16 protein-coding genes and 1 other annotated feature are annotated in these 14,192 nt (G+C 39.0%); all 16 genes read right to left on the bottom strand.

Features of this window, described 5'->3' with window-relative positions:
• Positions 1-87: 87 nt before the first annotated feature.
• The 16 genes from ACOAOT_RS13125 to ACOAOT_RS13200 all read right to left on the bottom strand — a co-directional run bounded on the left by ACOAOT_RS13125 (position 88) and on the right by ACOAOT_RS13200 (position 13,981).
• Entirely contained in the window at positions 88-1,497 is a 1,410-nt protein-coding gene (locus tag ACOAOT_RS13125) for an MDR family MFS transporter (RefSeq protein ID WP_420217391.1), read from the bottom strand.
• A 24-nt stretch (positions 1,498-1,521) separates the two neighbouring features.
• Complete coding sequence (locus ACOAOT_RS13130) at positions 1,522-1,983, bottom strand: MarR family winged helix-turn-helix transcriptional regulator (protein WP_420217392.1); 462 nt, start codon at positions 1,981-1,983, stop codon at positions 1,522-1,524.
• 159 nt (positions 1,984-2,142) lie between these two features.
• Positions 2,143-2,967 (bottom strand): acyltransferase domain-containing protein, encoded by an 825-nt coding sequence (locus ACOAOT_RS13135; RefSeq protein WP_420217393.1) that lies wholly within the window; start codon positions 2,965-2,967, stop codon positions 2,143-2,145.
• 101 nt (positions 2,968-3,068) lie between these two features.
• Positions 3,069-3,722 carry a phosphate signaling complex protein PhoU gene (gene phoU, locus ACOAOT_RS13140; protein WP_420217394.1) on the bottom strand — a complete coding sequence of 218 codons (654 nt, stop codon included), beginning with the start codon at positions 3,720-3,722 and terminating at the stop codon, positions 3,069-3,071.
• A gap of 16 nt (positions 3,723-3,738) precedes the next feature.
• Complete coding sequence (gene pstB, locus ACOAOT_RS13145) at positions 3,739-4,500, bottom strand: phosphate ABC transporter ATP-binding protein PstB (RefSeq protein ID WP_420217395.1); 762 nt, start codon at positions 4,498-4,500, stop codon at positions 3,739-3,741.
• Positions 4,501-4,510: 10 nt separating this feature from the next.
• Positions 4,511-5,347 carry a phosphate ABC transporter permease PstA gene (gene pstA / locus ACOAOT_RS13150; RefSeq protein WP_170822053.1) on the bottom strand — a complete coding sequence of 279 codons (837 nt, stop codon included), beginning with the start codon at positions 5,345-5,347 and terminating at the stop codon, positions 4,511-4,513.
• A gap of 7 nt (positions 5,348-5,354) precedes the next feature.
• Positions 5,355-6,200, bottom strand: coding sequence for a phosphate ABC transporter permease subunit PstC (gene pstC / locus ACOAOT_RS13155; RefSeq protein ID WP_420217396.1), 846 nt, complete (start codon positions 6,198-6,200; stop codon positions 5,355-5,357).
• Positions 6,197-7,045 (bottom strand): phosphate ABC transporter substrate-binding protein, encoded by an 849-nt coding sequence (locus ACOAOT_RS13160; protein WP_420217397.1) that lies wholly within the window; start codon positions 7,043-7,045, stop codon positions 6,197-6,199. The genes pstC and ACOAOT_RS13160 overlap by 4 nt, the downstream gene beginning before the upstream one ends.
• Before the next feature lie 75 nt (positions 7,046-7,120).
• A complete protein-coding gene (gene pstB, locus ACOAOT_RS13165; RefSeq protein ID WP_420217398.1) occupies positions 7,121-7,918 on the bottom strand; it encodes a phosphate ABC transporter ATP-binding protein PstB in 798 nt (265 codons plus the stop codon).
• A gap of 323 nt (positions 7,919-8,241) precedes the next feature.
• The gene (locus tag ACOAOT_RS13170; protein ID WP_420217399.1) at positions 8,242-8,703 is read right to left on the bottom strand and encodes a hypothetical protein; all 462 of its coding nucleotides are present in this window, start codon (positions 8,701-8,703) and stop codon (positions 8,242-8,244) included.
• Positions 8,704-8,745: 42 nt separating this feature from the next.
• Positions 8,746-9,141 carry a VOC family protein gene (locus ACOAOT_RS13175; protein ID WP_420217400.1) on the bottom strand — a complete coding sequence of 132 codons (396 nt, stop codon included), beginning with the start codon at positions 9,139-9,141 and terminating at the stop codon, positions 8,746-8,748.
• A gap of 26 nt (positions 9,142-9,167) precedes the next feature.
• A complete protein-coding gene (locus tag ACOAOT_RS13180) occupies positions 9,168-10,007 on the bottom strand; it encodes an AraC family transcriptional regulator (protein ID WP_420217401.1) in 840 nt (279 codons plus the stop codon).
• Between the two features lie 150 nt (positions 10,008-10,157).
• Complete coding sequence (locus ACOAOT_RS13185) at positions 10,158-10,910, bottom strand: GNAT family N-acetyltransferase (RefSeq protein WP_420217402.1); 753 nt, start codon at positions 10,908-10,910, stop codon at positions 10,158-10,160.
• Positions 10,900-12,687, bottom strand: a complete 1,788-nt coding sequence (locus tag ACOAOT_RS13190) for an alanine--tRNA ligase (RefSeq protein ID WP_420217403.1) — start codon at positions 12,685-12,687, stop codon at positions 10,900-10,902. Before ACOAOT_RS13190 ends, ACOAOT_RS13185 begins: the two co-directional genes overlap by 11 nt.
• A 60-nt stretch (positions 12,688-12,747) precedes the next feature.
• Positions 12,748-12,991, bottom strand: a binding site (T-box leader).
• Positions 12,992-13,127: 136 nt separating this feature from the next.
• A complete protein-coding gene (locus ACOAOT_RS13195) occupies positions 13,128-13,553 on the bottom strand; it encodes a hypothetical protein (protein WP_420217404.1) in 426 nt (141 codons plus the stop codon).
• Positions 13,550-13,981 carry a GNAT family N-acetyltransferase gene (locus tag ACOAOT_RS13200; RefSeq protein WP_420217405.1) on the bottom strand — a complete coding sequence of 144 codons (432 nt, stop codon included), beginning with the start codon at positions 13,979-13,981 and terminating at the stop codon, positions 13,550-13,552. Before ACOAOT_RS13200 ends, ACOAOT_RS13195 begins: the two co-directional genes overlap by 4 nt.
• Positions 13,982-14,192 lie beyond the last annotated feature (211 nt).

Genomic DNA, 14,192 nt, shown 5'->3' on the forward strand with positions numbered 1-14,192 from the left:
AATCTTAGGATTATATTTATTTGAAATTTTACCTGAGGATAAAATGTAAGCGCCCTGCTTTTACTTAGAGTGCCTTATTTCCACGGATCAGCGTTCCCTGTTACCGTCTCTATATGAAAAACTCCTGATAGACAATAAAATAATTAAAAGCGCAAGTAAAAATAGTAATATAAATGCATTATGACTGCCCGACCCGGTAGCTGCGGCTATGTTATCAGGCATTTTTGCCTGTGCAGTCGATACGATCGTCGATACAATGGATGTTGCGATTGCACCTGCCAGCTGCTGTAAGGTAGTAAACACCGCATTACCATCGGAATTTAACTTTTCCGGTAATTGCTTTAATCCATTTGTCATTGTGTTTCCTGATGAGAAGCTTTGTCCGGCTCCGAAAAACAGATAGAACACAGCAAAGTAAAGTGAGGTTACGTTTTCAGCAAAAATACTGAAACATAAAGTCGATACTATAATCAAAATATTTCCTGCAATAATTGGCTTTTTTGCTCCGAGTTTATCGAACAGGCGCCCACTGAAAGGGGTAAAGACCGCTCCCAAAATACAGCCAGGTAATAAAACACAGCCAGCAATCAATGCACTTTCACCAGATACAATCTGTGAATAGTTAGGAATCAGGAAACCTAAGCCCAAACAAATAAATTGAATTAACAGGAATGCAGCAACACTATATGAAAAAGGTTTATAATTGAATACCTTTAGATTGATCACTGGTGCATCGATATTTATGGAATGCCTGCAAAAAATGATCAGTGTAACAACACTCAATATAAATAAACCAACAACCGGTATGCTGATCCACCCTGCAGTTCCGGCTAAGCTTGTAGCAAAAATGAAACTCACAAAGCATAAAACTAAAAATAGATATCCAAACAAGTCAAATTTTACCGTTTCAATTGGTTTCACTTGTCTGATGGAAAACAGTCCCGCAAAAAAGGACAAAATTAAAACTGGCAATAAAACCACAAATATCATCCGCCATCCAAAAGAATTAACTATGGCTCCCCCCAATGAGGGACCTACTGCCGGAGCAATAGCAGTAATTACGGTAGCGATTCCCATCATAAGACCTAACTTATCCAATGGGGATTGTTCTAATACAATATTAAACATAAGCGGCAATGCGATTCCTGTACCGATTCCCTGTAATAGTCGTCCTGCCAGCAATAGTTGAAACGACGGCGCCACCGCACAGAGTACCGTCCCTGCAAAAAAGACAAGATTGGCAAATAAAAATAAACTTTTTGTCTTAAACCGTTTCTTTAAGAATGATGATACCGGAATCACAACTGCCAAAACTAATAAATAGCCCGTAGTAATCCACTGTACAGCTGAAATTCCTATTTGAAATTCCTGCATTAATGTAGGAAAGGTAATGTTCATAGCTGTTTCAACAACAACACCTGTAAATGACATTAAACCTGTTGCCAGAATCGATAATATTAATTTTAAATCTATGTTTCTCTCATATTCAATTTCCATCTTTGATGTCCCTTTTTAATTATTCTATAATATAAATTTTTCGCTTTCTTTTTTATGAGACTCCATAATCCTGTAAGCTTTGCTTATGGTCTGTATTGTTATTAAAAGATCCTCTTCATCAATATCTGCAAACTGCTCTGCCAGCCAATTATGATACTTATCCACATAAATCTCATAGTATCTCTCACCTAACGGTGTCAGCTTCAGAACAATAATACGCTTATCAAATGGAATAGAATTCTTAACAATTATATCCAGACTTTCTAATTCATTAATTAACTTTGTAATACTTGGCTTCGTTACCCGTAAAGTTTCACTCACATCACTTACTCTTACAAACTCCTTTTGCATACTAAGACAATGCACTGTATCAATGACCTGAATATGCTTCGGTTTCATTCCTTCTGGTAACTGGAGCAAAAGCTCAACTACCTTTTTCGCCTCATGGCAGGTCTCTAAAAATTGTTTGGTTAATTCTACATTCATAGCTCCTCCTTGGTTACTATTAGTAATTACTATTAGTAACTACTTTTAGTAAGTATATTGCCGTACAAACTATTTGTCAAGCGGAAAGCATTGAAAAACACTTATAAAATGAGCAGGCAAAACCTTATAACAGAAATAAGGTTCAACCTGCTCATTCTTTTAACTCTCTATGAATGGATTAGAAACCAGCTTTCCGGTAGTCCATTCAATCTTCCCATTATTACGTAAATAGGGCTTAAGCCTTCGCTGTAAGGAAGTATTTTCCGGCAATTCTTCTAAGGGAATATCTCTGCTTCCATATACCCAATCCATGAATCCCAGACTATCCTTGTCCATATCCTGAATTTCAAACGCTTTCTGAAAGTTCAATATTCTGGAGTTCTCAGGCAAAACGTTTTTTAAAGATGGTGCAAGCAGCCATGAGCTGCACACCATATCAGCTCTAGAAAATTCAGGATAATATTTTTCAAAAAATTCTTTCGCTTGCAGGTAGGATTCCCTTAAACTGCTTCTTTCCATATCAGCATCTGCCGGAATATGTATATCAATTAAATTCTTATCATTATCCACTCTCATCTCATATTCAAGCACGCCAATTCGATATTCCACCATTGAAATCTGACGAACTGCCCACCATGACCAAATATAACGATAGCTTCCGTTTCTATCCTTATAATCCTGCAAAAATCTAGTGAAAAATTTCATAGTATCAATAAAAATTTTTTTAGATATTCCAAGCTTTATGTACTCATCATAAACATCACACACACATTGGAGTTGACAGGTTAAAATTTTCAATCCATCTTCATCAGGATCCAGCATGTTTTTTAAATCCCGAAGTCCACTTTCCCAAGATTCCTTATGCTTCATCTGCTCTGTAACCTGTTTTATAGCATTCTGATCGATCTCTTTCTCAAACTCAATTAATTTTTCCTGTACCTCATTTTGTATCTCCAAAATGCTGCATAGTTCAAGTAAGTCCATTTATTCTCCTTCCTTTTATGGGGATATTTGCCAAACTCAACTGCTTTTTTAGGGAAAGACCAAAAGAATGATCTTTCCCCACGGAAACCAAACACACGCTTCTAATTTATTTCCTTTAACTCACCTGTAATCATATATATGGTTCTTTCACAGATATTGGTGGAATGATCTGCGATTCTCTCAAGATAACGTCCTAAGAACAAAAGTTTCGTTCCCTGTTTTGTAAGTTCCCTTTTTTCTGTAATAATATTTAAGATATCATTGATCACGGATTCATAGAGGCTGTCAACTTCTTCGTCTCTCTCAGCCGCCTTCTGAGCCAGGGAAATATCCTCATTTACAAATGCATCAAGACTCATCTTAAGCATGTTTCTTCCTATTTCTGCCATCCTTGGAATATCAATAATGGATTGAATGATTGGTTCTTTTCCTATCTCAAGTGTGACCTTTGCAATATTTACTGCGTTGTCGCCCATTCTTTCCAGATCCGTTATAATCTTTAAAACCGATGCAATTGTTCTTAAATCCTTGGCAAGAGGCTGCTGAAGGGCAAGAAGCATAATACATTCCTTTTCAATTTCCATTTCTAACTGATCGATTTCATCATCCTGTTCATTCACTTTCCTTGCAAGCTCAAGATCCTGTGTCTGTATGGAAGTCACTGCCGAATCAATAATATTATCAACGAGAGCTCCCATTGCTAATACTTTTTGCTTCACTTCGGTCATCTTCTGTGTAAAATGTTCTCTAACCAAAATTTTCGTCTCCTTTTTAACCGAATCTACCGGTGAGGTAGTCGTTAGTTCTCTTATCCTTAGGGAATGAAAAAACTTCCTGGGTGTAACCTTGTTCTATTAAATCACCCATCAGCATAAACCCTACCCGGTCTGCTATACGTCCCGCCTGCTGAACCGTGTGGGGAGCAATGACAATGGTGTACTGCTCTTTCAGCTGGACTAAAGATTCTTCGATCTTGGCTGTTGATATGGGGTCAAGAGCCGAACATGGCCGGTCAAGTAAAATTACCTCTGGTTCAAGTGCCAGAACTCTGGCAATGCACAGACGCTGCTGCTGACCGCCGGATAATCTGGCTGCAGGCGTATCCAGTCTGTCTTTTACATCATCCCATAAAGCCGACATCCGAAGTGACGTTTCCACCTTTTCTTCCAGATCTGTCCTGGATTTCATTCCTCCCATACGGGGTCCCAAAGCCACATTGTCAAAAATGGACATAGGCAGAGGTGTTGGAACATCAAATACCATACCTACCCTGCGGCGCAGTTCTGTCACATTCACATCTGTATCAAAGATATTCTTCCCGTCTAACAGAATTTCACCCTCCTGACGGGCTCCTGCAGTTAAATCACTGAGACGGTTTAATGTGCGAAGCAGTGTAGTAATACCACTGCCTGCCGGACCGAAAACACCCAGAATCCGGTTTTCAGGAATTTCTAAGTTTAATTCTTTAATGACCTGTTTTTGTTCAAAAAAGAAATTTAATCCCTTTATATCTATTTTAGCTTTCTGCGTCATTTTTCACCTCTTATCGGCCCTTCGCTATAAATCGATTGACCAGCATATTAAATCCTACATTAAGCAGAAGAATCAGAATAATGAGTAGCGCTGCTGTTCCGTAAGCGTTATCCATGGATATTCCCTCCCTCGCCAGTATATAAAAATGTACTGCCATCGTCCGGGTCGGTGAAAACAGTGATTCAGGCATACGAAGTGCGGAACCAGCCGTTAAAATGACAGCTGCTGTTTCAGCAACACATCTGCCGATACTTAATATTACTCCATTTACAATACCAGGAAGGGCTGATGGAAGTACCGTCCTGGTTATTGTCTGTAATTTCGTCAATCCCAGAGAGAAGCCTACCTCCCTGTATAACTGGGGAACCGTACGGATGGACTCTTCCGATGTACGTATAATCGTTGGCAGAATCATAATCGCCATAGTTAATCCACCTGACAAAATTGACCAGCCCATATTTAAGTATATCACAAAAAAGATAAATCCGAAAAGTCCATATACGATAGAAGGAATCCCCGCAAGAGATTCCGCGCTAAAACGGATAATACGGGTAATTCTTCCCTCTCTTGTGTATTCTGTAAGATAAATTGCTGTTCCAATTCCAAATGGTGTTGCCACAATCACTGCCACCGCAGTTACAACCAGTGTTCCCACAATGGAAGAGGAAATACCGCCGGAACGTCCCATGTCTCTGGGAATATCCGTCAAAAACTCCCAGCTGAGCATAGGGATGCCCTTTACCAGAATATATGCAATAATGGAAAAAAGAATGGCAATAACAAAAAGAGCTGCCGCCCAAATCGTAAACTTGGCTATCTTTTGAGAAGTGTTTGCATTCATTTTCATAGTGACCTCACCTCTTTCGTGTAATGTACTGGGCAGTGGCATTTAAAATCATGATAATAACAAATAATACAATACCCGTGGCAAAAAGCGCCTGCTGATGTTCCCCGGATGCATATCCCATTTCAATACCGATATTGGTAGTCAGTGTTCTGACCGGGTCAAGAACGGAATGGGGAAGTGCAACCGCATTGCCCAGAACCATTATTACTGCCATTGTTTCACCAATTGCTCTTCCTAAACCTAAAATAACAGCGGCCACTATACCAGACTTGGCTGCTGGCAGTAACAGGGATCGGATTGTCTGCCATTGTGTCAGTCCCAGTGCAAGGGCCCCGTCTTTATAATGGCGCGGCAGTGCAAGAAGGGATACTTCAGTAATGCTTATTATGGTGGGCAGAATCATAATGCCCAGAATGATGGAACCTGCCAGTATGCTAAGGCCCGGTCCTCCCAGATATTTACGGATCGCAGGCACAACGAATAAAACTCCCCAGAATCCATAAACAACGGAAGGAATGGCAGCCAGTAACTGAATGGCAGGCCGGAATACATTCCGAAGCTTTGCCGGAGCAAACTCAGCCAAAAATATACTGCAGCATATGGCGATGGGTACTCCTACAATGGCTGCTCCTATGGTAACTGATACTGATCCAACGATCATGGGGAAAATACCGTAGTAGCCCTGGCTGGGTGCCCATTTCATCCCAAAAACAAAGTTGATGATACCTACCTTGGCAATAATGGGCATACCTTTTATAAATATAAAAACAGTGATGAGCGCCAATACCGATAAAGTCGAAAGAGCGATTAAGAGAAACGCACGCTCCGTTAATTTTTCCTTAAAACTTTTCATTTTGATGCCCCCTCTGCTGACGGGATAAGTCCCTCTTTGCTCAGTAATTTCTGCCCTTCTAAAGAAAGGGTAAAATCAATAAAACTTTTTTGTATTCCTGTTGGCTCACCATCGGTGACAAACAAAAACTGTCTGGATAGTTTATAACTGTTATTCATGATGTTATCCCGTGTGGCTTCAACGCCGTCTAAGTTAAGCGCTTTTACTTCATTAGAAACCAGTCCTAAGGATATAAATCCTATGGCATTGGGGTCATCTGCAACCAATTGGCGTACTGCGCCATTGGAGTCCTGAACAATGGATTTGGGAGTTATCTCCTTCTTCCCCATCAGCAGTTCTGTAAACGCACTTCGTGTGCCGGATCCTTCTTCTCTTGCAATAATATTGATCTTGGCTTTTGTGCCACCCACCTGACTCCAGTCGGTAATTTCAGCTGCATAAATATCGCGGATCTGATCTGAAGTAAGGTTTTTTATGGGATTTTCCGGATTCACGATGATTGCCAGACCATCCTTGGCAATTTCCACGCTCCAAAGGTCTTTTTCACCCTCTTCCAGAGAACGGGAAGACATACCAATATCTGCACTATGAGTCTGGGTTGCCGTTATACCAGCGGAGGATCCGCCTCCCTGAATATCAATCACAGCCTCCGGATCTTTGGCCATAAATGCTTCAGCCAGAATTTCAGCATATGGCTGTACCGAAGTCGATCCTGCAACGATGGTGTCTGACTCCGTCTCCTGGGTGCAGCCAGACAGCAGACCCATAGAAAGGGTCAGCATCACTGCACAGGCAGATATTTTTATTCTTTTTAATAATTTGCTTGTATTAATCCTTTTTTTCATATCTTCGCAAAAATCAAACATTCAATTCCAATGCCTGATTTCCTCCATTTCTCTGAATATAGAAATAACCAGTTTTCAACCAAACCTGCCTGTAATATAATCTTCGGTGCGTTTATCCTTGGGATTTGCAAAAATCTGTTCTGTAGGAGCATATTCCACCAGGGTTCCTGCTCTGTCCTCGTCCATCATCATAAACGCAGTCATATGAGACACTCTCGCTGCCTGTTCCATGCTGTGAGTTACGATAAGAATTGTATATTTTTTAGCAAGCTCTTCCATTAATCCCTCAACCTGCATGGTGGATTCCGGATCCAGCGCACTGCATGACTCATCCATTAACAAAACTTCTGGCTCTACAGCCAGCGCACGGGCAATGCAAAGCCGCTGCTGCTGTCCTGGGGAGAGATCAAAAGCGGGTCCCTTCAGTTTGTCCTTCAGTTCGTCCCATAAAGCCACCTGACTTAAGTAGTTCTCCACAATCTCATCAAGACGGGCTTTTTGCTTTATCCCATGATGTCTGGGGCCAAAAACCATATTATCATAGACTGACATGGGAAATGGATTCGGCTTCTGGAAAACCATGCCCACTCTTTTTTTCAGCGCAACAACATCCATACTTTTATCATAGATTGAAGTATCATCAAGCAGAATTTTACCTTCTACCCTGACGCCCGGTATCGGGTCATTCATACGGTTAAACAGACGCAGAAGTGAAGATTTACCGCAGCCTGAAGGACCTATGATTGCTGTAATAGCGCATTCCTGAATATCCATTGTGACATTTTTAAGAGCCTGGAAGCTGCCATAAAAAAGGTTTACTGCATCTGTCTTTATCTTGGTTCTCTGCCCAGACTTTAATATAAGATCATCCATACGTTTGTCCTTTACTATACTTTGATTTTACAACTTCTTTACACCGATTATTAATTATACATGAATTAAGAAAAGTTAAAGCATTATCTATGTGAATTATACGTAAAATTTCTGTAAAATTTTTTCTGTATCAAAATACCATAAATTTACCAATAGAATGCCTACTGATGTATATACTGCCCAATTTCCTGATTTTTTTATGTTTTGCAATCCGTTTTTAGAGATTAAAATTCATTTTCTTAATTTTCTTTCGTTTTTTATAAAGTATGAAATGAGTAGAATGTAAAAAAAGAGAAGCATTGAGTGCCCCTCTTTCTTCATAATTAGTTTGTTGAATTATTTAACCTGTATTCCTGCAGGTAATATTGATTTCTAAAATGTCCATAGTAATATTCTTTCATTAAGTCCAAATCCATTTTGTATTTCTCAACCTCCATGGCACATACTCTCATCCATAGAAGCCTGTCTAAGGATACAACTAAAACATTTCCTTCATCTACAGCATCCTTAAGAAAAAAATCATAGTCAATCAGTGCAATGCTTCGCCAGATCTCAAATTTATTTATGATAAAGCCTAAATCACCATAAATATCTTTTTTGTTATCCGGATACTTTTTAGAAAGTACTCGATAATCATCTTGTGAAATGATTAAATCAATATCCCTGCCTGCCTTACGCATTCCATAATATTCCATAGCCATGCCGCCTATTATGATCGGTTTTTTTATAAAAGACAAAGGAATCTCATTCAGACTTTCATTTACCTCTATAATCACTTGATTCATCAATATTTTTCACCTCATATCCCACAATACTCCTGACCGACATTACTCTTTTCTTACACCGGTTACATTACCATCTTCGTCAGTGACATATCTACCCTTTGTCATGTCCAGTATCACATATTTGTTATCCCATTTATCAAGGATTACTGCACATCGTCCGATAGGAACGTCAAACGGGCCGTATTCCACTGTTCCGCCTGCTTCTTTGATTTTTTCTATGGATTCATCCACAGACTCCACTTTTATATCAACAAGAACCTGTTTTCTCTGGGATTGTAAAACGATCTCGGTAATATCATTCTCCATTCCCAGTCCGACCATATCCTCATTCCGCCAGAGAAGTTTTAACCCCATGCTGTCACAATAATACTGTATTCCTTCATTTAAATCAGAAACATAAAGCTCAATGCAGTCAATATTTTTAAATATCTTTGCCATGGCAACACTCTCCTTTCCATTTTTTATTACATAATTGGAATCAATAATCGAAACCTGTTCACATCCGGATCCTGAAAGATTCCATCATAAACCTCAATCATGTCGTTGTCTTCTAAGGTATATCCCAGACTTCTTGCGTAACCAATCGCACCAGCATAAGCATCCGGTGTGCTGATACGATCAGGAACACTTGCCTGAAAAAAGTTTTGGGGTGATATGAATTTCTTAGTCATACCAGGCGGTATATCAGTTCCAGAATCAATACCAATGGCAGCCATATAGGTAAAACCTCCATTCCTGCAGGTTTCATGTTCGCAAATACCATACATGGTCACTTTATCCTGTATCAGTTGGATTTTTTCCAGATATGCTAAAAATTCACTCCACAATCCGCCTATGGCTCCGTCACTATCCCACTGTACAGCCCTGCACTCCAGTCCGGCAACTACAAAGCCTTCGGTATGCAGCAGGCTGAACTTCATTTGATTTTCATCCTCCTCAGATGGATCGCGTATGGCTGTCAATCTTTTTAGAGGCACTAAAGTACTACTTTTACGGTACTTGCTTGGAGACATTCCATACACTCTTTTAAATGCCCTGGTAAATACATCGTGGGATTCGAAGCCATATTCTAATGCTATACTTACAATAGATTTATTACTGTCCACCAAATCATTTGCAGCCAGGGATATCCTTCGCCTTAATAGGTAAGCTCCCACGGTATCCCCCGTCAATCTTTTAAACAGCCGGTAAAAATGAGGTACTGAAATACCAACTTCCCGTGCTATATCATAGTAGCTGATATCTTTGGTTAAATTTTTCTCAATATAATCCATAGCTTTTTGAAGAGACTGTTCCTTTGGCATACTGACACCTCCTTTTATAATAATAGCATTTATTTGAATTTTTTCTCGACTATTCTTATCAATTTTTGTCCGCATGCACAGAACTGTACGTCCATATATTTAAAAAGGCAAAAACCGTCTTTCGTGGGTTTTTGCCTTTTATTATTTCAATTACTGTTTTTTCAGTATTCGTGCTAAGCTAGTCTCATCTAATAAGTTTACGGTCTGAAATTTACCTTTATAGAACACACCCCAGTTATTGAAAACGCAGGGCAGTTCTTTTGCTTTTTGCAGCGTATCCACCGGAATGAAAGAAACCGAAATTTCATTTATATCGCAATACTTCTTTACCGTCTCAAGATTTTGAAAGATATAGGGGCATTGCATATCATAATAAATGGTGAGCTCTTCCTTTTTAATTTCCTTGTTTTTTACACTTTGAGCAAACCTGGGAGATGTTCCGTCAAATGAAAGGGCAAGTAATTCATATCCCTGTTCAGTAGTATCAACAACTTCAAAACCAAACTTTTTCGCGAAGGTCTGGTCAGAAAGCCAGGCTTTCTGCTTATTTGCTCCAAGCATACAAATACCAGATTTTCCATTTTCCCTGGCATCTGCAATGCAATACTCCATCAGCGCTCTCCCATACCCCTTTCCTTTGCAGCTTCCTGATACCCATAAGCAATACACATAATAATAGTTGTCACCAGTTATGGGAACCCAGGCGGTTTCCAGAGGAGCGTATTCAATAAATACAGTTGCCTTTTCATTTAACTTTCTAAAAACGTGTCCTTCCTTTAGCCGTTCTGAAAGCCATTGCCTCTTTGCTTCAATTCCGGGATGTGTCTTTTTACTTCGGATAATGCAGCATAAATGCTCTTTTTCAAGGTTTTCTGCTGTCAGATTTACAAAATCATTGCTCATGTTTACCCTCCTTTAAAACCGCCTTTATTCTTCTTACGCCTGCCGAAGAAGCCTCTTCTTTAACAATTTTAAATAAGCCTAACTCCCCGGTATTGCCCGCGTGAGGACCACCACAGATTTCCAATGAATAACCAGGGATGGAGTACACTTTGACAGTTTCTTCGTATTTATTTGTGAATACTCCCACCGCATTTAATGCATAAGCTTCATTAAGATTCATTTCCTTCATGGATATTTCTATTTGTTTATCAATTGCTTCATTAACAATCTTTTCTACTTCACTCAGTTCTTCTGGTGTCACTTTCCGATGAAAAGAAAAATCAAACCGAAGTCGTTCAGGGGTTATATTACTGCCACGCTGGGAAACCTCATCACCAAGTACTTTTCTTAACGCAGCGTTCAACAAATGGGTTGCTGTATGAAGTCTGGCAGTTTCCATACTATGATCCGCCAGCCCTCCTTTGAATTTTTCTGCGGCCCCTTCTCTGGACTTGTTTTGATGGGCTGTAAACTTTTCCTGAAATGATTCCATATCAACTGAACGCCCTCTTTCCCGGGCTAATTCACAGGTAAACTCGATTGGAAAACCGTATGTGTCATATAACTTAAATGCTAACTCTCCGCTTAAAGCGGTGTTTTCATCTGTTTTTTCCAAATATTGATCCGCTTTTTTTAATCCCACATCCAGGGTTTTTAAAAACAAATCAGTTTCATTTTGTAATTGCTCTTTAATAAATGTTTCGTTATCGGATAATTCAGGATATGCATCCTGATATTGCCGGATAATCACTTCTGCCAGATCACATAAATAATTCTGATTAATTCCCGCTTTTTTAAACAGCCGGATCATTCTTCGGATCAGACGTCTTAGTATATAGCCCTGTTCTGTATTGGATGGGCATATCTTTTGAGGATCACCCAATATGAAACAGGCCGCTCTGATATGCTCGCAGATAATCCGTTTATCTCTTATAGACATTTTCGCATCTAATACTCCAATAATGTTGTTTAACTGCGTCATAACCGGAATAAACAGCTCTGTATCGTAAACATTGGTTTTTCCGTTAAATATTGTCAGGACCCGTTCCAGCCCCATGCCTGTATCCACGTTTTTCTGCTTAAGTTCTGTGAAACTTCCATCTGCCTCTTTATTAAATTTCATAAATACATTGTTCCATATCTCAACGTATTTTCCGCATTTGCATGCAGGTCCGCAATGATCACTGCATTTTGGTTTCCCCATATCATAAAATATTTCCGTATCGGGACCGCATGGTCCTGTCTGTCCAGGGGGCCCCCACCAGTTCTCTTCCCGGCCATAAGCGTATATCTGAGTCTGCTTTAATCCTTTGCTCTTCCAAATGTCTTCCGCTTCGTTATCCCGAGGCACTGTCATGTCTCCTTCGAATACAGTTACTGCAATTCTCTCAATAGGTATATTTAAACTATTTGTTAAAAAATCAAAGCTCATGGAGATTGCTTCCTCTTTAAAATAATCTCCAAGGGACCAATTTCCCATCATTTCAAAGAATGTTAAATGGGTATCATCACCCACCTCATCAATATCCCCTGTCCTCAAACATTTTTGAATGGCAGTAAGACGTCTTCCCTGTGGGTGGCTTTCCCCTAATAAATATGGTACCAGGGGATGCATTCCCGCTGTGGTAAATAAAACTGTCGGATCATTTTCTGGCAAAAGTGAAGCAGACGCGATTAATTTGTGCCCCTTTTCTTTAAAAAAATCCACATACATCTTCCTTAACTCACTTGCTGTCATAAATATTACTCCTTTCATTTATTTACCCAAAACAAAAAGCCCTAAGCCGACTTGTTGTCAACTTAGGGCGAACGATTATGTCCGTGTTACCACCTAATTTCAGATTTCTCTGCACTCTGTCAATACGGGTTATTTCCTATATTGCTTCCCAAATAACGGTGGAACTCCGTTGAAGCCTACTTAGGTCTTTCCGTTCGGTTCACAGCTCCGTGACTGCTTCCATATTAGATCAATGAAGATTCGCACCAACCATCTTCTCTCTGTAAGATCCCTAATACTTACTATTTCACATCATAGCCTTTTTGTTTTAAGTTTTATTAATGCTAACATACGGTGTCTGCAATGTCAACTAAAATAGTTAATTATCACTGATGCGCTCTTTTGGGATTGGAAAGTTTAATAAACTAAAATGCACTATATCCTCATATTCTCTTGCCTGTCTATTTATTAATTAAAAAAAAACCCATAATGTATAGAACAACACCCATTAACTTCTTTATTGTGATTCCCTCTTTAAATACTGATACACCAATAATCAGAAGAATGATTGCTATACACATGTTTGATATCAATGAACCTTTGCTGATTTCCCAACCACTGCGGTACATAAGAATATAACCGCCTTCAATACCAACTACAACCAGTCCTAATAGAATATTGGATATACTTACTTTTGTAACTTCCTCAATAAAACAGTTTTTTGAAGTAATAAAAAATGCAAGAGCACTTATTAAGCAAGCAACTCCATATGTTATAATCAGACCCATATATGTATTTGTAGTACTTGAAATATTCTTACTAATCAAGTGATAGCAAACATTACATATGATTACAACAAGAAGTGGCATGAGATAATTTATATTCATTTATCCATACCCCCCACATTCTTTTTCATCCAAATATGTGGACAATCCTCGTCCAAATAGGATTTTCCTTGCTTTTTGTACCCTTGCTTTTCATAGAATTCTGCAACTCGTACTTGTGCTGACAACATTGCACTTTTTCCACCATCTGTTTTTATATAATCTTCTGCAATATTTATTATATTAGTCCCAATGTTTTTCCCCCTCCATTCCTTTACGACAGCGATTCTTCCTATGACAAATGATTGTATTTCACTATTGAAGTAAATTCTGCATGTTGAGATTGGCTGTTCTTTTTCATACAAAACTATATGCTTGGCTATGCCGTCAATTTCATCAAACTCTTCAACAAATCCTTGCTCTTTTACAAACACTTCATTTCTTATTTTTATAGCTTCTTCTGGTAAGTAGTTATACTCTTTGATAATCATTTTGACCTCCTTAAAAATAAAAGACACCCAAAAGCTAACCTTATAGTGTGATAACACACCGTACCTACGGTTGGCTTTTGGATGCCTTATAATGCAATCATCCGGTGATGAAAGCATAAGCTCTTATTTATTTTTGTTAAATTATATCTAATAAAATATTAGAAGTCAACAATAAATTACGCGACTGCATACACAACTAAAATAATTAACA

Origin of the sequence: Lacrimispora struthionigena, from assembly GCF_048627165.1 — a bacterium.
Lineage (GTDB): Bacteria > Bacillota > Clostridia > Lachnospirales > Lachnospiraceae > Lacrimispora.

Coding starts and splice junctions, on each gene's coding strand:
- ACOAOT_RS13125 (WP_420217391.1), bottom strand. CDS start 1,497: ATGGAAATTGAATATGAGAGAAACATAGATTTAAAATTAATATTATCG.
- ACOAOT_RS13130 (WP_420217392.1), bottom strand. CDS start 1,983: ATGAATGTAGAATTAACCAAACAATTTTTAGAGACCTGCCATGAGGCG.
- ACOAOT_RS13135 (WP_420217393.1), bottom strand. CDS start 2,967: ATGGACTTACTTGAACTATGCAGCATTTTGGAGATACAAAATGAGGTA.
- pstB (WP_420217395.1), bottom strand. CDS start 4,500: ATGACGCAGAAAGCTAAAATAGATATAAAGGGATTAAATTTCTTTTTT.
- pstA (WP_170822053.1), bottom strand. CDS start 5,347: ATGAAAATGAATGCAAACACTTCTCAAAAGATAGCCAAGTTTACGATT.
- pstC (WP_420217396.1), bottom strand. CDS start 6,200: ATGAAAAGTTTTAAGGAAAAATTAACGGAGCGTGCGTTTCTCTTAATC.
- ACOAOT_RS13160 (WP_420217397.1), bottom strand. CDS start 7,045: ATGAAAAAAAGGATTAATACAAGCAAATTATTAAAAAGAATAAAAATA.
- pstB (WP_420217398.1), bottom strand. CDS start 7,918: ATGGATGATCTTATATTAAAGTCTGGGCAGAGAACCAAGATAAAGACA.
- ACOAOT_RS13170 (WP_420217399.1), bottom strand. CDS start 8,703: ATGAATCAAGTGATTATAGAGGTAAATGAAAGTCTGAATGAGATTCCT.
- ACOAOT_RS13175 (WP_420217400.1), bottom strand. CDS start 9,141: ATGGCAAAGATATTTAAAAATATTGACTGCATTGAGCTTTATGTTTCT.
- ACOAOT_RS13180 (WP_420217401.1), bottom strand. CDS start 10,007: ATGCCAAAGGAACAGTCTCTTCAAAAAGCTATGGATTATATTGAGAAA.
- ACOAOT_RS13185 (WP_420217402.1), bottom strand. CDS start 10,910: ATGAGCAATGATTTTGTAAATCTGACAGCAGAAAACCTTGAAAAAGAG.
- ACOAOT_RS13190 (WP_420217403.1), bottom strand. CDS start 12,687: ATGACAGCAAGTGAGTTAAGGAAGATGTATGTGGATTTTTTTAAAGAA.
- ACOAOT_RS13195 (WP_420217404.1), bottom strand. CDS start 13,553: ATGAATATAAATTATCTCATGCCACTTCTTGTTGTAATCATATGTAAT.
- ACOAOT_RS13200 (WP_420217405.1), bottom strand. CDS start 13,981: ATGATTATCAAAGAGTATAACTACTTACCAGAAGAAGCTATAAAAATA.